Origin of the sequence: Sphingomonas sp. (assembly GCF_026460985.1) — a bacterium.
Lineage (GTDB): Bacteria > Pseudomonadota > Alphaproteobacteria > Sphingomonadales > Sphingomonadaceae > Sphingomonas.
Genome location: NZ_JAPKNM010000098.1, coordinates 1 through 15,008, shown reverse-complemented (window position 1 = coordinate 15,008; position 15,008 = coordinate 1). Strand labels below are relative to the sequence as shown.

At 68.5% G+C, this 15,008-nt stretch carries 11 protein-coding genes; 3 read left to right on the top strand and 8 right to left on the bottom strand.

Features of this window, described 5'->3' with window-relative positions:
- Window positions 1-189: 50S ribosomal protein L7/L12 (rplL, locus tag MT490_RS16270; RefSeq protein WP_297390067.1), on the top strand; the 189-nt coding region annotated here is incomplete at its 5' end.
- Window positions 190-257: 68 nt separating this feature from the next.
- Here the strand turns inward: rplL and MT490_RS16265 are convergent.
- The gene (locus tag MT490_RS16265) at window positions 258-788 is read right to left on the bottom strand and encodes a helix-turn-helix domain-containing protein (RefSeq protein WP_297390064.1); all 531 of its coding nucleotides are present in this window, start codon (window positions 786-788) and stop codon (window positions 258-260) included.
- Window positions 789-943: 155 nt separating this feature from the next.
- On the opposite strand from MT490_RS16265, the gene MT490_RS16260 reads away from it, so the two are divergent.
- Window positions 944-1,300: a VOC family protein gene (locus MT490_RS16260; protein WP_297390061.1), complete on the top strand. Its 357-nt coding sequence runs from the start codon at window positions 944-946 to the stop codon at window positions 1,298-1,300.
- Window positions 1,301-1,319: 19 nt separating this feature from the next.
- Here MT490_RS16260 and MT490_RS16255 read toward each other — a convergent pair whose 3' ends face one another.
- From MT490_RS16255 to MT490_RS16225, 7 genes are all read right to left on the bottom strand, one after another.
- Window positions 1,320-2,522 carry a hypothetical protein gene (locus MT490_RS16255; protein WP_297390057.1) on the bottom strand — a complete coding sequence of 401 codons (1,203 nt, stop codon included), beginning with the start codon at window positions 2,520-2,522 and terminating at the stop codon, window positions 1,320-1,322.
- A gap of 243 nt (window positions 2,523-2,765) precedes the next feature.
- Window positions 2,766-4,175, bottom strand: coding sequence for a pitrilysin family protein (locus MT490_RS16250; RefSeq protein WP_297390054.1), 1,410 nt, complete (start codon window positions 4,173-4,175; stop codon window positions 2,766-2,768).
- Window positions 4,175-5,578: a pitrilysin family protein gene (locus MT490_RS16245; protein WP_297390051.1), complete on the bottom strand. Its 1,404-nt coding sequence runs from the start codon at window positions 5,576-5,578 to the stop codon at window positions 4,175-4,177. The genes MT490_RS16250 and MT490_RS16245 overlap by 1 nt, the downstream gene beginning before the upstream one ends.
- 61 nt (window positions 5,579-5,639) lie before the next feature.
- A complete protein-coding gene (locus MT490_RS16240; protein ID WP_297390046.1) occupies window positions 5,640-6,839 on the bottom strand; it encodes a S41 family peptidase in 1,200 nt (399 codons plus the stop codon).
- A 66-nt stretch (window positions 6,840-6,905) separates the two neighbouring features.
- The gene (locus MT490_RS16235) at window positions 6,906-7,757 is read right to left on the bottom strand and encodes an energy transducer TonB (RefSeq protein WP_297390043.1); all 852 of its coding nucleotides are present in this window, start codon (window positions 7,755-7,757) and stop codon (window positions 6,906-6,908) included.
- A 28-nt stretch (window positions 7,758-7,785) separates the two neighbouring features.
- Window positions 7,786-9,708, bottom strand: a complete 1,923-nt coding sequence (locus MT490_RS16230; protein WP_297390039.1) for a CocE/NonD family hydrolase — start codon at window positions 9,706-9,708, stop codon at window positions 7,786-7,788.
- 268 nt (window positions 9,709-9,976) lie between these two features.
- Window positions 9,977-11,317, bottom strand: coding sequence for a hypothetical protein (locus MT490_RS16225; protein WP_297390036.1), 1,341 nt, complete (start codon window positions 11,315-11,317; stop codon window positions 9,977-9,979).
- Window positions 11,318-11,714: 397 nt separating this feature from the next.
- Here MT490_RS16225 and rpoB point away from each other — a divergent pair.
- Window positions 11,715-15,008: DNA-directed RNA polymerase subunit beta (gene rpoB, locus MT490_RS16220; RefSeq protein WP_297390033.1), on the top strand; the 3,294-nt coding region annotated here is incomplete at its 3' end.

Genomic DNA, 15,008 nt, shown 5'->3' with positions numbered 1-15,008 from the left:
ACCGGCGACGGTGGCAAGAAGATCAACGTCATCAAGGAAGTCCGCGCCATCACCGGCCTGGGCCTGACCGAAGCCAAGACCCTGGTCGAGTCGGCTCCCAAGGCCGTCAAGGAAGGCGTCAACAAGGACGAGGCCGAGAAGATCAAGAAGCAGCTCGAGGAAGCCGGCGCGACCGTCGAGGTCAAGTAAGCTTCTTCTGCTTCACGGCAGAGAACGAAAGGGCGGTCCCTCGGGGCCGCCCTTTTTCGTTGCGCAACTCAACGAGCGCCCGTGTCGACGAGCCGCGCGCATGCCATTATCCGCGATGCCAGGTCGGCGACGGAGCAGGTCGCCTCGCCGCCCACCCACATGCGCAGCATGGTCAGCTGCGCGGCCGCGGCGGCCATGGCGAGCATCGCCGGCGGCACGGCGCCGTCGCGCCTCTCCACCGCTTCCCCGATCATCGCGGCGAGCCGGCGCTGCAGCTTCATGCCCGCGGCGGAGCCGAGGACGGCCCGCGCGAGCGAACGCCGCTCCCAGACATGCGCCAGCGTCGAACGCAGCTGCGCCGCGCTAGCGCGACCGGCGGCGGCGTTCGCCAGCGGGAGCAGGATGGGTTCCATCGCGGCGAGCAGCACCGCGTCCTTGCTGCGGAAATGCGCGTAGAAGGTCGAGCGACCCACCCCCGCCGCCGCGATCAGGTCGCCCGTCCGGATCGCGTCATAGCGCTGGCGGAATACGCGCTCGACCAGCGCGCCGACGATCGCGTCGCGCGTGCGCCGCGCCCGCGGGTCCACCTGTCCATCCATCCTCGACCTCCGGGCCGCGACCATAGCGCATCGCGCCGCCGGTTTCCGGACTTCTCTTCATGCTTGTCCGGGAACGCCGCTTCCGGCCCGTTTAGCCCTCGCCTGCGCCCACGCGCTGGTGCACGGTGGTGCTCGGAACCCAGGGAGCCTGCCCGATGACCGAAGAACACCGCGTCGTTGCGATCGTGCCGAGCAGCGACCTCGATGCCAGCGAGCGCTTCTACCGGCGGCTCGGCTTCGAGCTGGTCAGCGACTATGGCGACTACCGCATCCTCGCCGACGGCCGGGGCTGGCACCTGCACCTCAACCGGATGCCGGGATGGCCGAAGAAGGTGGAGGACAATCCGTTCGGGCTGTACCTCTATGTCGACGACGTCGACGCGGTCGCCGCGCGCGTGCGCGAGCTGATCATCGAACCGGGCGCGCCGCACGCGAAGCCCTGGGGCACCTACGAGTTCGCGGTGAGCGATCCGACCGGCGTGCTGGTGCGGATCGGACGCGTCATCGACTGACGCGGTCTCCGGGGGACACTCAGGCCGCGGCGGCCTGGCGCGCGAGGTAGCGGGTGGCGGCGAGCTGGGTCGCCTGCTGGTTGCGGTCTAGCCAGATCGGGCCGAGCTTGGCGCCCTGCCCCGCGCTCCCCACCATGAAGTCCGCGCCGAAGCGGCGGATGCTGATCCCCGCGCGCCATTTGAGCTCGATCATCACCAGCGGCACGAACATCGGCCGCCTTTGGACCTCTACGACATGGATGAGCTCGCGCGGCAGCGCCAGCCGCGCCGGCATGCGCCCGCCCGCACCGGGCGCGAGATCGAAGGCATTGCCCGCCGGATCGACCATCGGATTGGCGTGGTAGCCGGCGATATTGCGGTCCTGATCGGGGTTGGCGCTCATCATCGCCATCATCACGCGGATATTCTCGGCGGCCGAGGCCTGGAGGTTGCCGATCAACAGCTCGAAATCGAGCAAAACGTCGCGCTCGCTCACTTCGATGCTGGTCGGACGGAGCTGGATCTCGAATGGCTCGCCCGAAGGGACGGCAGCCGGGGCCGGCGGCGGCGCGGCGGGCGATGGGGCGACGCCCGGCGGAGTCGCAACCGGGCGTGCTGGCGTCGCAGGCGCGGGCGCCGCGACCGGCGGCTCATACGCCTCTTCCTCCACCGCGGCGGCGCGGCGGCGGCGCAGCACCAAGGCAGTTCCGAAGACGAGCGCCGACGCGCCCGCGCCGAGCAACGCCCATAGCCAGCCAGGCATGCCTTCGGGCGGGGCTGCCGTCACGGACGGCGACGGAAGCGCGGCGGGCGCCGAGGGGGCGGTGGCGAGCGGTGTCGGCAGCGCCGGCGCCTGTGTGGCGAACGGTGTCGAGGCGGGCGACGGCTGGCCGGCGGGCACCGCCTGGGCGGGTGCCGGCGCGGGCGTCGCCCGTTCGGGGGCGGCAGCTCGCGGCGTCGCGGTGGCCGCCGGCCGCGATGCCGGAGTCGGCGTGGCCACCGGCGCGACCGTCACCGTCGGCGGCGGCGCCGGAGTCGGCACGGGCGTGCCCCCCAACGAGGTGTTGGGCAGATACATCACATTCGGAAGTCGGCCCGAAGGCGTCGGCGTCGGCGCGGGTGCCTGAGCCGGCGGAGAGGTCTGCTGGGCAGCGGCCCCGGACGCGACCGCGCCCGCAGACAAAGCCGCCGCGGCGATGCCGCACAGCCCGCCGATCCGATACCTCCCGCGATTCACCCGCACGTCTCTAGCGCCTCCAACGTGAATTTCAGCTGCACGCGGCGCAATTCAGCCTCGCTTCATCGCCTTATGGCATATCGCCATTCAGGGCGAGCGCGACTTCTCAATCCTCCCCCGCCAGGGGGAGGTGTCAGCCGCAGGCTGACGGAGGGGGCGGAATCACTAAGCTCAATCGGAGAGGACACTGCTTACCTCCCCCTCCGACGCCTTCGGCGCCACCTCCCCCTGGCGGGGGAGGATTTCGACCTAGGGGACGGTCACCCGCTGGAACGGCACATTGGCCAGCTCGGGAAGCGCCTTGAGCTGCGGCTCGACCGTCTTGAGGTCGCCGACCGCGACGAGGGTCAGCTTGTCGAGCGGGTAGCGCGCCTTGGCCGAGGCCATCATCGCCGCGGGGTCGACCGCGAGCACCGCGGGCACGTAGCGATCGGTCCAGTCGCCGGGCAGCCCGAGCATGTCGCGCGTCGCCAGCGTGTTGACCAGCGAGGGCGAGGTCGAGTTCGAGATGGCGAACAGCCCGGCCATATAGGTGCGGATGCCCTTCGATTCCTCGATCGGCGCGGGCTCGGTCTGCATCCGGCGGATCTCCTTGAAGACCTCGGTCAGCGCCGCGCCGGTCACGTTGGTGGTCACGTCGGCATCGAAGCTCCACAGCGCATCGCCGGGGCCGAACGCCACCGACGAGTTGGGCGAATAGGTATAGCCCTTGGTCTCGCGGATGTTGGTGGTGATGCGCGAGCTGAACGCGCCGCCGAGCAGCTCGTTGGTCACGCGCTGCGGGATGTCCGCCGCGCTTCCGGCGAGCGCCGCGTCGAAGGCGAGCCGCAAGGTGGTCTGCGGCGCGTCGGGCCGGTCGATCAGGATCACGCGGGGACCCGCCTGGTGCGGCGCGGCGAGCTCGGCCGGTGTGGGACCTGCCGCCCAGCCGCCGAACGCCTTGGCCACCGCGGCCTTGACCGCCGCCGCATCGAACTTGCCCGCGATGTAGAGATGCGCCCGCTTCGCGCCGAACTGGCTTGCATGGAAGCGCTTGACGTCGTCGATCGTATAGGCGGCGAGTTGCGCCTGGGTCGGGATCGTCCGGCCATAGGGATGGTTGGGCCCATAGATCGTCCGCGCCAGCGCCACGTCGGCGAGCGTGCCCGGCTGCGACAGCGCGACCGAGAGCTGGCGCGCGAGGTTCGCCTGGATCCGCGCGAGCTCGCTCGCAGGGAGGGTGGGTCGGATCGCGACGTCGCCGATCAGCGCGATCGCATCCGGCGCGTGCTCGGAGAGGACGTTGATCGAGATCTGCGTAGTCTGCATTCCCGCGCCCACGCCCAGCTCGCCGCCCATGCCGGCCGCCGCGGTGGCGAGATCGGCCGAGGAGCGGCTCCCCGCCCCTTCCTTGAGCATCTCGGCGGTCAGGTCGGCGAGCCAGGTCTGCTCGCCCTCCACCGCGTTGCCTGCGCGGACGCGCAGCGACACCACCGCCTTGGGCGCGATGCCATAGGGCACCAGCGTCACCGTCAGCCCGTTGGGCAGCGTGAAGGTCTCGGTCGCGGGCAGCTTGAACGGCTTGGGCTCGCCCACCGGCGGCGGGGGCGGGAAATCCTGCGCGAGCGCGGGCGTGGCGGCGGCGAGCGCCAGCGAGATCGCGATGAGCGTGCGCCGCATCACTTGCCTCCTTGTGCGCCGGCGGCCTTCGCGGCGCCGGGTTCGATGACGTAGATCGAGCGATTGGTGGAACGCAGATATTCCTGCGCGGTCTTCTGGATCAGCGCGGGCGTCACCTTGGCGAAGCCTTCCTCGATGCGGTTGATCGCCTGAGGATCGTTGTCGAACAGCGCATAGACCGCGAGCAGGTTGATGAGCCCGATCCGGCCGCCGCTGTCGATCGTTCCGTACAGGTCGGAGCGCATCTTGGTGCGCGCGCGTGTCAGCTCGGCGGCGGTCACCGGCTTGGTGCGGATGCCCTCGATCACTTCGTCGACCGCCCGGGTGATCTGTTCGCGGCTGTGCGTCGGATCGTGGGTGAAGCTGAAGCTCCACAGCATCGGCCCGCGATAGTCGAACATGTCGCCGAGATCGCCGTTGATCCCGCCGCCTATCTCGCCCGCGATCCCTGCTTCCTGGACGAGCTTGCGGTAGAGCCGGCTGTCATCGCCCTGGAGCAGGATCTGGTCGATCAGCCCCATCGCATACCATTCGGGCGTGCCGCGTGTCGGCACGTGATAGCCCGCCGCATAGCCCGGCTTGGGCGCGAGCGCGTCGACGCGGCTGCGGAACTTCTCCGCGGTCTGGCGCGGCTCGGAGATGTCGGGCTGGACCACCGCGGGCTTCTTGGCGATCCCGCCGAAATATTTCTCCACCATCGCGCGGGTGGCGGCATAGTCGATGTCCCCGGCGATCACGAGCACCGCGTTGCTCGGCCGGTAGAAGGCATCGAAGAAGGACCTGGCGTCGGGCACGGTCGCCGCCTCGATCTCCTTCAGGTCGCCGTAGAAATTGTGGCTGTTGTACCAGTTGGTGTTGGCCAGCATCGGCAGGTCGATCCACGGCCAGGTGCTGTAGGGCTGGTTGAGGACGTTGACCTTGACCTCGTTGCCCACGACACCCTGCTGGTTCTCGAGCACGGTCTGGTCGATCGCCGGGTTCGCCATACGATCGGCCTCGAGCCACAGCATCCGCTCGAGCGCGCTCGACGGCAGCACTTCGTAGTAATTGGTGAAGTCGAAGCGGGTCGAGCCGTTGTTGATCCCGCCCGAATTGGTGACGGTCTTGTCGAACACACCCTTGGGCGCGTGCTTCGATCCCTGGAACATCAGATGCTCGAACAGATGCGCGAAGCCGGTGCGCTCGCGCGGCTCGACGCGGAAGCCGATGCCGTAATAGGTCGCGATCGTCACCGTCGGGGCGATCTGGTCCTTCGCCAGCACCACCCGCAGGCCGTTGGGCAAGGTGAAATACTGCATGTCGACATGCAGCTTCTCGGCTGCGGCGGGACCGGCCGGCTGGGCGAATGCCGCCGCCGGGATCGCGGCAACCGACAGGGCGAGCGCGATGCTCCACTTCCTCATTCGAATCTCCCCTCGGGTGAGTCGTACCGGATTAGCTCACCGGCACACCTCGCGGAAGCGACTATCTCGCGGCGACGCGTGTCTGGCGGATTGCCGCGTCCATCGCGTGCGCCCAGCTGGTGTCGTCGGCGGCGGCGATCGGGATGTCGGGCGCCTGCCCCTCGATCTCGTTGACGCCGTCAGCGAGGAAGCGCGCGCAATTGGGCATGCGGACGTCCAGCCCGGCTTTTGCCAGTCGCACCCGCCCGCCGCCGTTCACATAGCCGCAGCCCGCGCCGAGCGTCTTCTCGCCGATCAGGATCGCCGCCTTGTTCTGGCGCAGCCATGCCGTGAAGTCCTCGGTCGCCGAGGCGCTGCCCTTGTCGGCATAGATGGCGATCGGGCCGCGCCACGCGCCCTTGCCCATGATCTCCCCGCGCGGCCCCGCCGCCGGCAGCACGCGGCAATCGGGCCGCCCTTCCCAGACCCCGCTGCGGTCGCAGGGCGGATCGGCGACCAGCGCCTCGGCACGGCTGAGGCGGCGCGGCGTCATCAGCGCGACGACATCGCTCACCCATTCGCTGCCCCCGCCATTGCCGCTCACGTCGACGAGCAGCCACCGCGCGCCGGCCGCGCGCAGCCGGGCAAGCGCCGAGGCGATCTCGCGATCGAGGAGCCCGCGCGTCGCCGTGCGCAGCGTGTCCGCGTCCATGCCCGGGCGGAAGGCGCGCCTGCATGCGGCGAGATAGCGGTCGTCGCCGAAGGTGCCGATCCGCAGCACGCCGGTGTCGCCCACCATGGCGATCGGGAAATCGGCATCGGCGGGGCCGATCGGGCGCCAGTCGGAGACCTTGGCCCAGCGCCCGGCGAAGCCGCTGCGATCGTCGCGATACCCCGCGGCCTCGCAGCCCTCGACCTTGGGCGCGGCGGCCTCCGGTCCGGCAACGATCGACGCGCGCGTCGGCGGCGGTCCCTCGGCCAGCGCCAGGGTGAAGTGCGGATCGTCGAATGCCGCCACGAACGCGCGCAGCGCCCGATAGCCCTGCACCCGAGACCAGGCGCCGTCCAGCGCGGCCTGCGTCTCGCGATCGAGCTTGGCGAGGTCGAGCCTGCGATGCTCGCGGACCCAATCGAGATTGGCGTAGTCCTGCGCCGTGGCGCGCTTGAGCCTAGCATAGTCGCTACGCCAGCCGTCACGATCGAAGGTGGCGACGTCCCACACTGCCACGCCGGCCAGCGCCAACGCGAGCAATCCCACCGTCCATTTGAGCACCCGACGCATCCGCCCTCCTGTATTACTCGCACAATACAGTATGCCCGTCGCGCGAGGTGCTCAAGTCTCGTCGGATCAGGACACTATCTTGAACCGGGTGCTGCCGACGAAGAAGGAGCGTACCGGTTTTTGCTGCGCATCGAGTGCCGGTTCGAACCTCGCCCGTTTCAGGATGGCGCGGCAGGTGGCGTCGGCAAAATCGTCCGGATTGGTCCGCGCAAGGATGTGGCAACCGCCGATCCTGCCCGCGGCATCGACGTCGAGGCGGAACTGGACCGAGCCGTCCAGGCCCAGGCGCGCAGCCTCGCGCGGATAGTCCGCGCTCTCGAACCAACTCGCCGGCGATCTGGTCGGCTTTGCGCGGCGGCTGAGCGCGGCCTCGACGGCGGGATCATAGCCCCAGCTCCGCACCAGATCGGTCAGGCAAGTGCGCATCGCCCGCAGCGGCTTGGCCAGCGAGCCGAACTGGAGGCGGAAGCTCGGCCGCCCCTTCGCGTCGATGGTGACGCCCGACACCTTCGCCTCCTGCTCGGGCGGGATCGCGGGAGGCTCCTTGCCCGTCGCCCACCCCGCTCCGTCGAAGCGCAGACTCACGAAGAGCATCGTCGGACGTTCGGCGAAGCTTCCCAGCAGGGCATTCACCTTCTCCGCGCGCACCAGGCCGAAATCGATCTTCACGTCGGCGGTGGCGTCCGTCGAGCGCAGCCGGTCGCCATAAAGCGCGAGCATGAAGGAGTCGCCCGGCTCGAAGCGCGTGAACCGCGCCGAGACCGCCGCCTCGCCCGCGCCGAATTCCGCCAGCAGGTGGCAGGCATCCTGGTCGTAGTTGATGACCCATTTGCCGGTCTGGGCCAGGACCTCGGGCTCGCGCGCCACCGCCGCGCCGGGCGCGACGGCGGCGATGAACAGTGCGGCGCCAAGCAGCATTCCTCTCCCCCTCAGAAGATGGCTTCCGTTATTTCGCCTTCGCCGCGCTCTGGTCCAGCGGCACTACCGGCAGCAGTACCGCGCTCGACTGCGCCCCGCCATAGACGATCGACACGGTCGCCTTCTGATAGTCCGACTTCTTCGCGAGGAAGATGTTGTCGACGTACTTTTGCGGGTTGCGGTCATAGACCGGGAACAGGCTCGATTGGATCTGGACCATGATCCGATGCCCCGGCTGGAAGACGTGGTTCACGCTCGGCAGGCGGAACTTGTACTGCTGGACCTTGCCCGCCGGGATCGGCTCGGGCTTGGAGAAGCTGTTGCGATAGCGGCCGCGGAAGATGTCCATCGCGATCGGCAGCTGGAACCCGCCCATCTCCTTCCTGGTCGCGACCTCGTCCGGATAGACGTCGATCACCTTGACGACGAAGTCGCCGTCGGTGCCCGTCGTCTTGGCGAAGATATCGGCGATTGGCGCGCCCGAGACGCGGACCGGCCTGGTCAGCACCTCGCTGGTATAGGTGAGCACGTCGGTGCGGCCGTCGGCGAAGCGCTGGTCCCAGACGAGATATTTCGACCAGCGGCCGTCGTCGAAATTGACCGGGCGCGGCAGGTGCGGGACCGGATTGGCGGGATCCGAGACATAGCTGTCCGCCCCTGCCCCGGGCTTGTCGAAGCCGAGGCCGAGGCCGGGCTCGAGATAGACCGGCGTGAGCTTGCTCGCGCAACCCTCCGCGCAGGCGAGCGGCCATTGGTTCAGATGGTCCCAGCGGTTCTCGCCGGTATTGTAGAAGCTCGCCTTGGCGGGCGTGAACGCGGGCGCGCCGTCCTTCAGATAGGCGTTGAAGAAGGGCAGCAGGATGTCGCGGCGCGCCTGGAGCGCGGTGTCGCCCTCGAATTTGAGCTCGCCCAGTTCGGAGCCGTTATAGTTGAACCCCGAATGGCGCCACGGGCCCATCAGCAGGAAATTCCGGTCGGCGGCGCGCGTCTTCTGCAGCGCCTCGAAGGTCGTGATCGCGCCGTACATGTCCTCCTGGTCCCAGATGCCCTGCTCCCAGATCGTCGGCACGTTGGAGGGGTTGGCGGCGAGCAACTTGTCGAGCGCCTGGCCCTGCCACCATGCGTCATAGGCAACGTGCTCGGTCATCTTCTGCCAGAAGGGCAGCTGGGAATAGCCGTACTGCGCGGCCCAGTCGCCCGCGCTGCCCACCTTCCGGAAGGTCTCGTAATCGTCATAGCCGGCATTGGGCGGCGACTTGCCCGCGCCCTTGAAGCCGGTCTGGCTGGCGATCCAGCCGATATTGGCGAGGCGGAACGCGCCGTAGTGGAACCAGTCGTCGCCCATCCAGCCGTCGATCATCGGGCTCTCGGGCGCGGCGACCTTGAGCGCGGGATGCGGGTCGAGCAGCGCCATCACCACGGTGAAGCCCTCATAGGACGAGCCGAGCATGCCGACCTTGCCGTTCGATTCGGGGGTGTTCTTCACCAGCCAGTCGATCGTGTCCCAGGCGTCGGTGGTGTGATCGACCTTGGTGGGGTTGAGCGGGCCGACCGGCGGGCGCGTGACGACATAGTCGCCCTCCGAACCGTATTTGCCGCGGATGTCCTGGAAGACGCGGATATAGCCGTCGCGCACGAAGACCTCGTCGCCCTCGGGCAGCATCGAGAGCATGTTGGGGCTGTCCAGCCGGCGCGTGCGGCCGGCGGCGTTGTAGGGGGTGCGGGTGAGCAGGATCGGCGCATTCCGCGCGCCCTTGGGGATCATGATCACGGTGAACAGCTTCACCCCGTCGCGCATCGGGATCATCACTTCGCGCCGGATATAGTCGTTGCGGTCCTGCGGGACCTCGAACTTGGCGGGAACGTCGTTGAAGGGCTGGGCCTGCTGCGCAAGTGCAGGCGATGCGAGGACGGCGGCACCGGCGAGGAATGCAACGAGCAGCTTGTTCATGGGCGACCTGGCTCCCTGTTTGGAAGCGGCAGTCGATAGACCCGGAATAGTAACGAATGAAAGGGGGTACTGGCGGTCAATCTTCTCAATCCTCCCCCGCCAGGGGGAGGTGGCATGCGAAGCATGACGGAGGGGGCGGAAGCACGACGGCCAATGGGTCGCTTACCTCCCCCTCCGTCGCCTTCGGCGACACCTCCCCCTGGCGGGGGAGGATTTGAACGTCGACGACCCACCCTTCCCTCTCCCATCGGGAGAGGGAAACTAGGCGTTACGCATGCTCAGGCGCACCGATCAGCTCCGCCTCGACATCGTCGACCATGTGCGGCCGGCTCGCGCCGATCGGGCCGACGCCCTCGGACACCGCCGAGGGCCGGCCGATCTTGAATGCCGCCGACGTGCGGCCCTCACTGCCGTCCGGGAGCGTGTAACGCGCCTCGGCGACGACGACGGGATTGAACGTGCGGCCCATCTCGCCTTTGGGCACGGCGAGGTGCGCGTCGACGCGGGTGCCGTCACCCGGGGCGATCGTCACCGGCGGCACCGCGGCGTCCGGGGCATGGCCGGTCAACAGGCTCTCCATCTCGCTCGCTTCCGCCTCGGTGAGCATGAAGGCCGAGATCTGGACGTCGCGTGCGGGCACGTCGCCCGAATTGCCGACGGTCAGCTCGACATCGACCAAAGCCTCCTCCTCGCTGGTCCCGGCGCGGACCGGGCGCAGGCCCAGCTCGAGCCACGGCCGGTTGGCGACCGGCGCGGGCGCATCGGTGATCCCGGCGAGGTCCTCGCTCTCGGCCTCGGTCAGCTCGGCCTCGACATGCGCCTCGGCGGGCTCGGGCTCGGCCGCCGGCAGGATCGCGGCCGGCGCTGCGGCGGCAGCAGCGGCGGCAGCCGCCATCTCGGGACTCACTACAGGCTTGCGACGCGGTTCGACGACAGGCGCGGCGGCCAAGGGCGCGGCGTCGACCGGCTCCGTCGCGGTACGCGGGGCGATCGGCGCCTCGTACATGGCCTCTTCCACATAGTCCGATTCACTGCGGCGGCGACGCATCATCAGCAGCGCCAGGCCGCCCGCAAGCACGAGCAGCAGCCCGCCGAGCAGCCACGGCCAGGCCAGCCCCGTGCTGCGCACGGTCTCGGTCTGCGTGGCGGTCGTATCCGCGACGGGCGCCGCGGTCTCGGGAGCGGGTGTGACCGCAGTCGGCACGGGCACCGCGGGCGCCTGGGCCGCGGGCGCAGGCGGTTGCTCCACGGCCGCTGCCGGAGGCGCGGCGGGCGCGGTCGCACGCGCCGGCGTCGTCTGACGCGTGGTCGTCGTGGTGCGCGTCACCTGGCGCGCGGGCGCCGGTCGGGCCGCGGCGCGCGTCTCGGCGCGCGGCGCCGGAGCCGTCTCGGGCGCGGGGCCGGGCGGCGGCGCGGGCTGGACGATCGGCGAGGCGGGCGCCATCTCGATCACGCGCGGCGCGGGCTGGGGCGCCAGGGTCGGCGTCACCAGGATCGGCGGCGGCGTCACGGTCTGCGGCGCGGGCGTCTCTTGCGCAAAGGCAGGGGTGGACAGGAGCGCGGCACCGATAAACAGCGCGGCGCGGGGGCGAATGGGGTGCATCTTCATCATATCGCAGGTTCAACGAATGGAACCCGGCGCCAGCCGCGCGACGTGCGCCGTCCCGTGCCCCAGGAGCGACGAACGACGGCGTTAATTCGGCGTTCAGCGAGGGAAATCCAGCACTTGCGAGATGGAAAAAGGTTCCCCCGCCGATTTGACACCGGCGCGCGCGGCACCTATATCGCCCTCACACCGCAGCACCGGGAAATGATGCGCCGTCGCGCAGCGCATCGGTCGAATTGGGGCTGTGGGATCAGGAGACGCTAAAAGCTGCCGAATTCCGGGAAGGAAGTCGCGCGGCCTTTTCGCGTCTTTTCGCACGTCCCGGCCCCGGAAAGGGGCACCGAAATTACGCCCCCGCCCCGGCAGGGGCAAACTTACGGCTGACGAGGCAAAAACACCCATGGCAACCAAGGCGATCGAAGGCGGCACGATGAAGCGCCGCATCCGCAAGGTGTTCGGCGACATCCACGAAGTGGTCCAGATGCCGAACCTGATCGAGGTTCAGCGCGAATCCTACGAGCAGTTTCTCCGCAGCGATCGTTCGATCGGCTATGTCTCCGGCCTCGAGAAGACGCTCCGCAGCGTCTTCCCGATCCGCGACTTCGCCGGCACCGCCGAGCTCGACTTCGTCAATTACGAGCTCGAGCATCCCAAGTTCGACGTCGAGGAATGCCGTCAGCGCGGCATCACCTATGCGGCGCCGATGCGCGTCACTTTGCGCCTGATCGTGTTCGAGGTGGATCCCGATACGGAAGCCCGCTCGGTCCTCGATATCAAGGAGCAGGACGTCTACATGGGCGACATGCCGCTCATGACCGAGAACGGCACCTTCTTCATCAACGGCACCGAGCGCGTCATCGTCAGCCAGATGCACCGTTCGCCGGGCGTGCTGTTCGACCATGACCGCGGCAAGACCCACGCCAGCGGCAAGTATCTCTTCGCGGCGCGCGTGATCCCCTATCGCGGCTCGTGGCTCGACTTCGAGTTCGACGCCAAGGACATCGTCAACGTCCGCATCGATCGCAAGCGCAAGCTGCCGGTGACGTCGCTGCTCTATGCCCTGGGGCTGAACAGCGAGGAGATCCTCAACTATTTCTACAACCGCGTGACCTTCCTGCGCGGTCCGAACGGCTGGCAGATCCCCTTCGCGCCCGAGAACTGGCGCGGCGCCAAGCCGATGTTCGACATCGTCGACGCCAAGTCGGGCGAGGTCGTGTTCCCCGCCGGGCAGAAGATCAGCCCGCGCGCCGCGAACAAGGCCGCCAAGGACGGCCTCGAGACGCTGCTGATCCCGACCGAGGAGATCTTCGGCCGCTACAGCGCCTATGACCTGATCAACGAGTCGACCGGCGAGATCTACATCGAGGCCGGCGACGAGGTCTCGGCCGAGAATCTCGAGAAGCTCGACAAGGCGGGCATCGAGCGCATCGAGCTGCTCGACATCGATCACATCTCGACGGGTCCGTGGATCCGCAACACGCTCAAGGTCGACAAGGCCGAGGAGCGCGAGCAGGCCCTCTCCGACATCTACCGCGTCATGCGCCCCGGCGAGCCGCCGACGCTCGAGACCGCGGAATCGCTGTTCGCCGGCCTGTTCTTCGATCCCGAGCGCTACGACCTCTCGGCCGTGGGCCGCGTCAAGCTCAACATGCGCCTCGACCTCGACGCCGAGGACACCGTCACCACGCTCCGCACCGAGGACATCCTCGCGGTGGTCAAGACCCTGGTCGACCTCAAGGACGGCAAGGGCGAAGTCGACGACATCGACAATCTCGGCAACCGCCGCGTCCGTTCGGTGGGCGAGTTGCTCGAGAACCAGTACCGCGTCGGCCTGCTCCGCATGGAGCGCGCCGTTAAGGAGCGCATGAGCTCGGTCGACGTCTCGACCGTGATGCCGAACGACCTGATCAACGCGAAGCCCGCGGTTGCCGCGGTTCGCGAGTTCTTCGGCTCGTCGCAGCTCTCGCAGTTCATGGACCAGACCAACCCGCTCTCCGAAGTGACGCACAAGCGTCGCGTCTCGGCGCTCGGGCCTGGCGGTCTCACCCGCGAGCGTGCGGGCTTCGAAGTCCGCGACGTCCACCCGACGCACTATGGCCGCATCTGCCCGATCGAGACGCCGGAAGGCCCGAACATCGGCCTGATCAACTCGCTGGCGAGCTTCAGCCGCGTCAACAAGTACGGCTTCATCGAGACGCCGTACCGCCGCATCATCGACGGCAAGGTGACCAACGAGGTCGTCTATCTGTCGGCGATGGAAGAGGCCAAGCACACGATCGCGCAGGCATCCGCCGAACTCGACGGCGAAGGCCGCTTCACCGAGGAGCTGGTCTCGTCGCGTCAGGCGGGCGAGTTCCTGATGGCGCTCCCCGAGCAGATCACGCTGATGGACGTCAGCCCCAAGCAGCTCGTCTCGGTCGCCGCCTCGCTGATCCCGTTTCTCGAGAACGACGACGCCAATCGCGCGCTGATGGGCTCGAACATGCAGCGTCAGGCCGTGCCGCTGGTGAAGGCGGAAGCGCCCTTCGTCGGCACCGGCATGGAAGAGACCGTCGCGCGTGACTCGGGCGCCGCGATCGCCGCGCGCCGCTCGGGCATCGTCGACCAGGTCGACGCGACCCGCATCGTCGTCCGCGCATCGGGCGATGTCGAGGCCACCGAGAGCGGCGTCGACATCTATACGCTGATGAAGTTCCAGCGGTCGAACCAGTCGACCTGCATCAACCAGCGCCCGCTGGTGAAGGTGGGCGACGTGGTCAACGCCGGCGACATCATCGCCGACGGCCCGTCGACCGAGTTCGGCGAGCTCGCCCTCGGCCGCAACGCGCTCGTCGCGTTCATGCCCTGGAACGGCTACAACTATGAGGACTCGATCCTCATCAGCGAGCGGATCGTGAAGGACGACGTGTTCACGTCGATCCACATCGACGAGTTCGAAGTGATGGCCCGCGACACCAAGCTCGGGCCGGAGGACATCACCCGCGACATCCCGAACGTCGGCGAAGAAGCGCTGCGCAACCTCGACGAGGCGGGCATCGTGTACATCGGCGCCGAGGTCGAGCCGGGCGACATCCTGGTCGGCAAGATCACCCCGAAGGGCGAGAGCCCGATGACGCCGGAAGAGAAGCTCCTCCGCGCCATCTTCGGCGAAAAGGCCTCGGACGTGCGCGACACCTCGCTCCGCCTGCCCCCGGGCGTTGCCGGCACGATCGTCGACGTCCGCGTCTTCAATCGCCACGGCATCGACAAGGACGAGCGCGCGCTGGCGATCGAGCGCGAGGAGATCGAGCGCCTGAAGAAGGACTCGGACGACGAGCGCAACATCCTCAACCGCGCCACCTGGTCGCGCCTGAAGGAGATGCTCATCGGCCAGGTCGCGACTGCGACGCCGAAGGGCCTCAAGAAGGGCGCGACGATCGACGCCGACCTGCTCGACAGCGTCGACCGCCACGAATGGTGGAAGTTCTCGGTGCAGGACGACGCGGTCCAGTCGAACCTGGAAGCGGTGAAGGGCCAGTATGACGAGGCCGTGAAGCGCATCCGCGAGAAGTTCGAGGATCGCCGCGAGAAGCTCGAGCGTGGCGACGAGCTGCCGCCGGGCGTGCTCAAGATGGTCAAGGTCTTCGTCGCGGTGAAGCGCAAGCTGCAGCCGGGCGACAAGATGGCCGGCCGTCACGGCAACAAGGGCGTCATC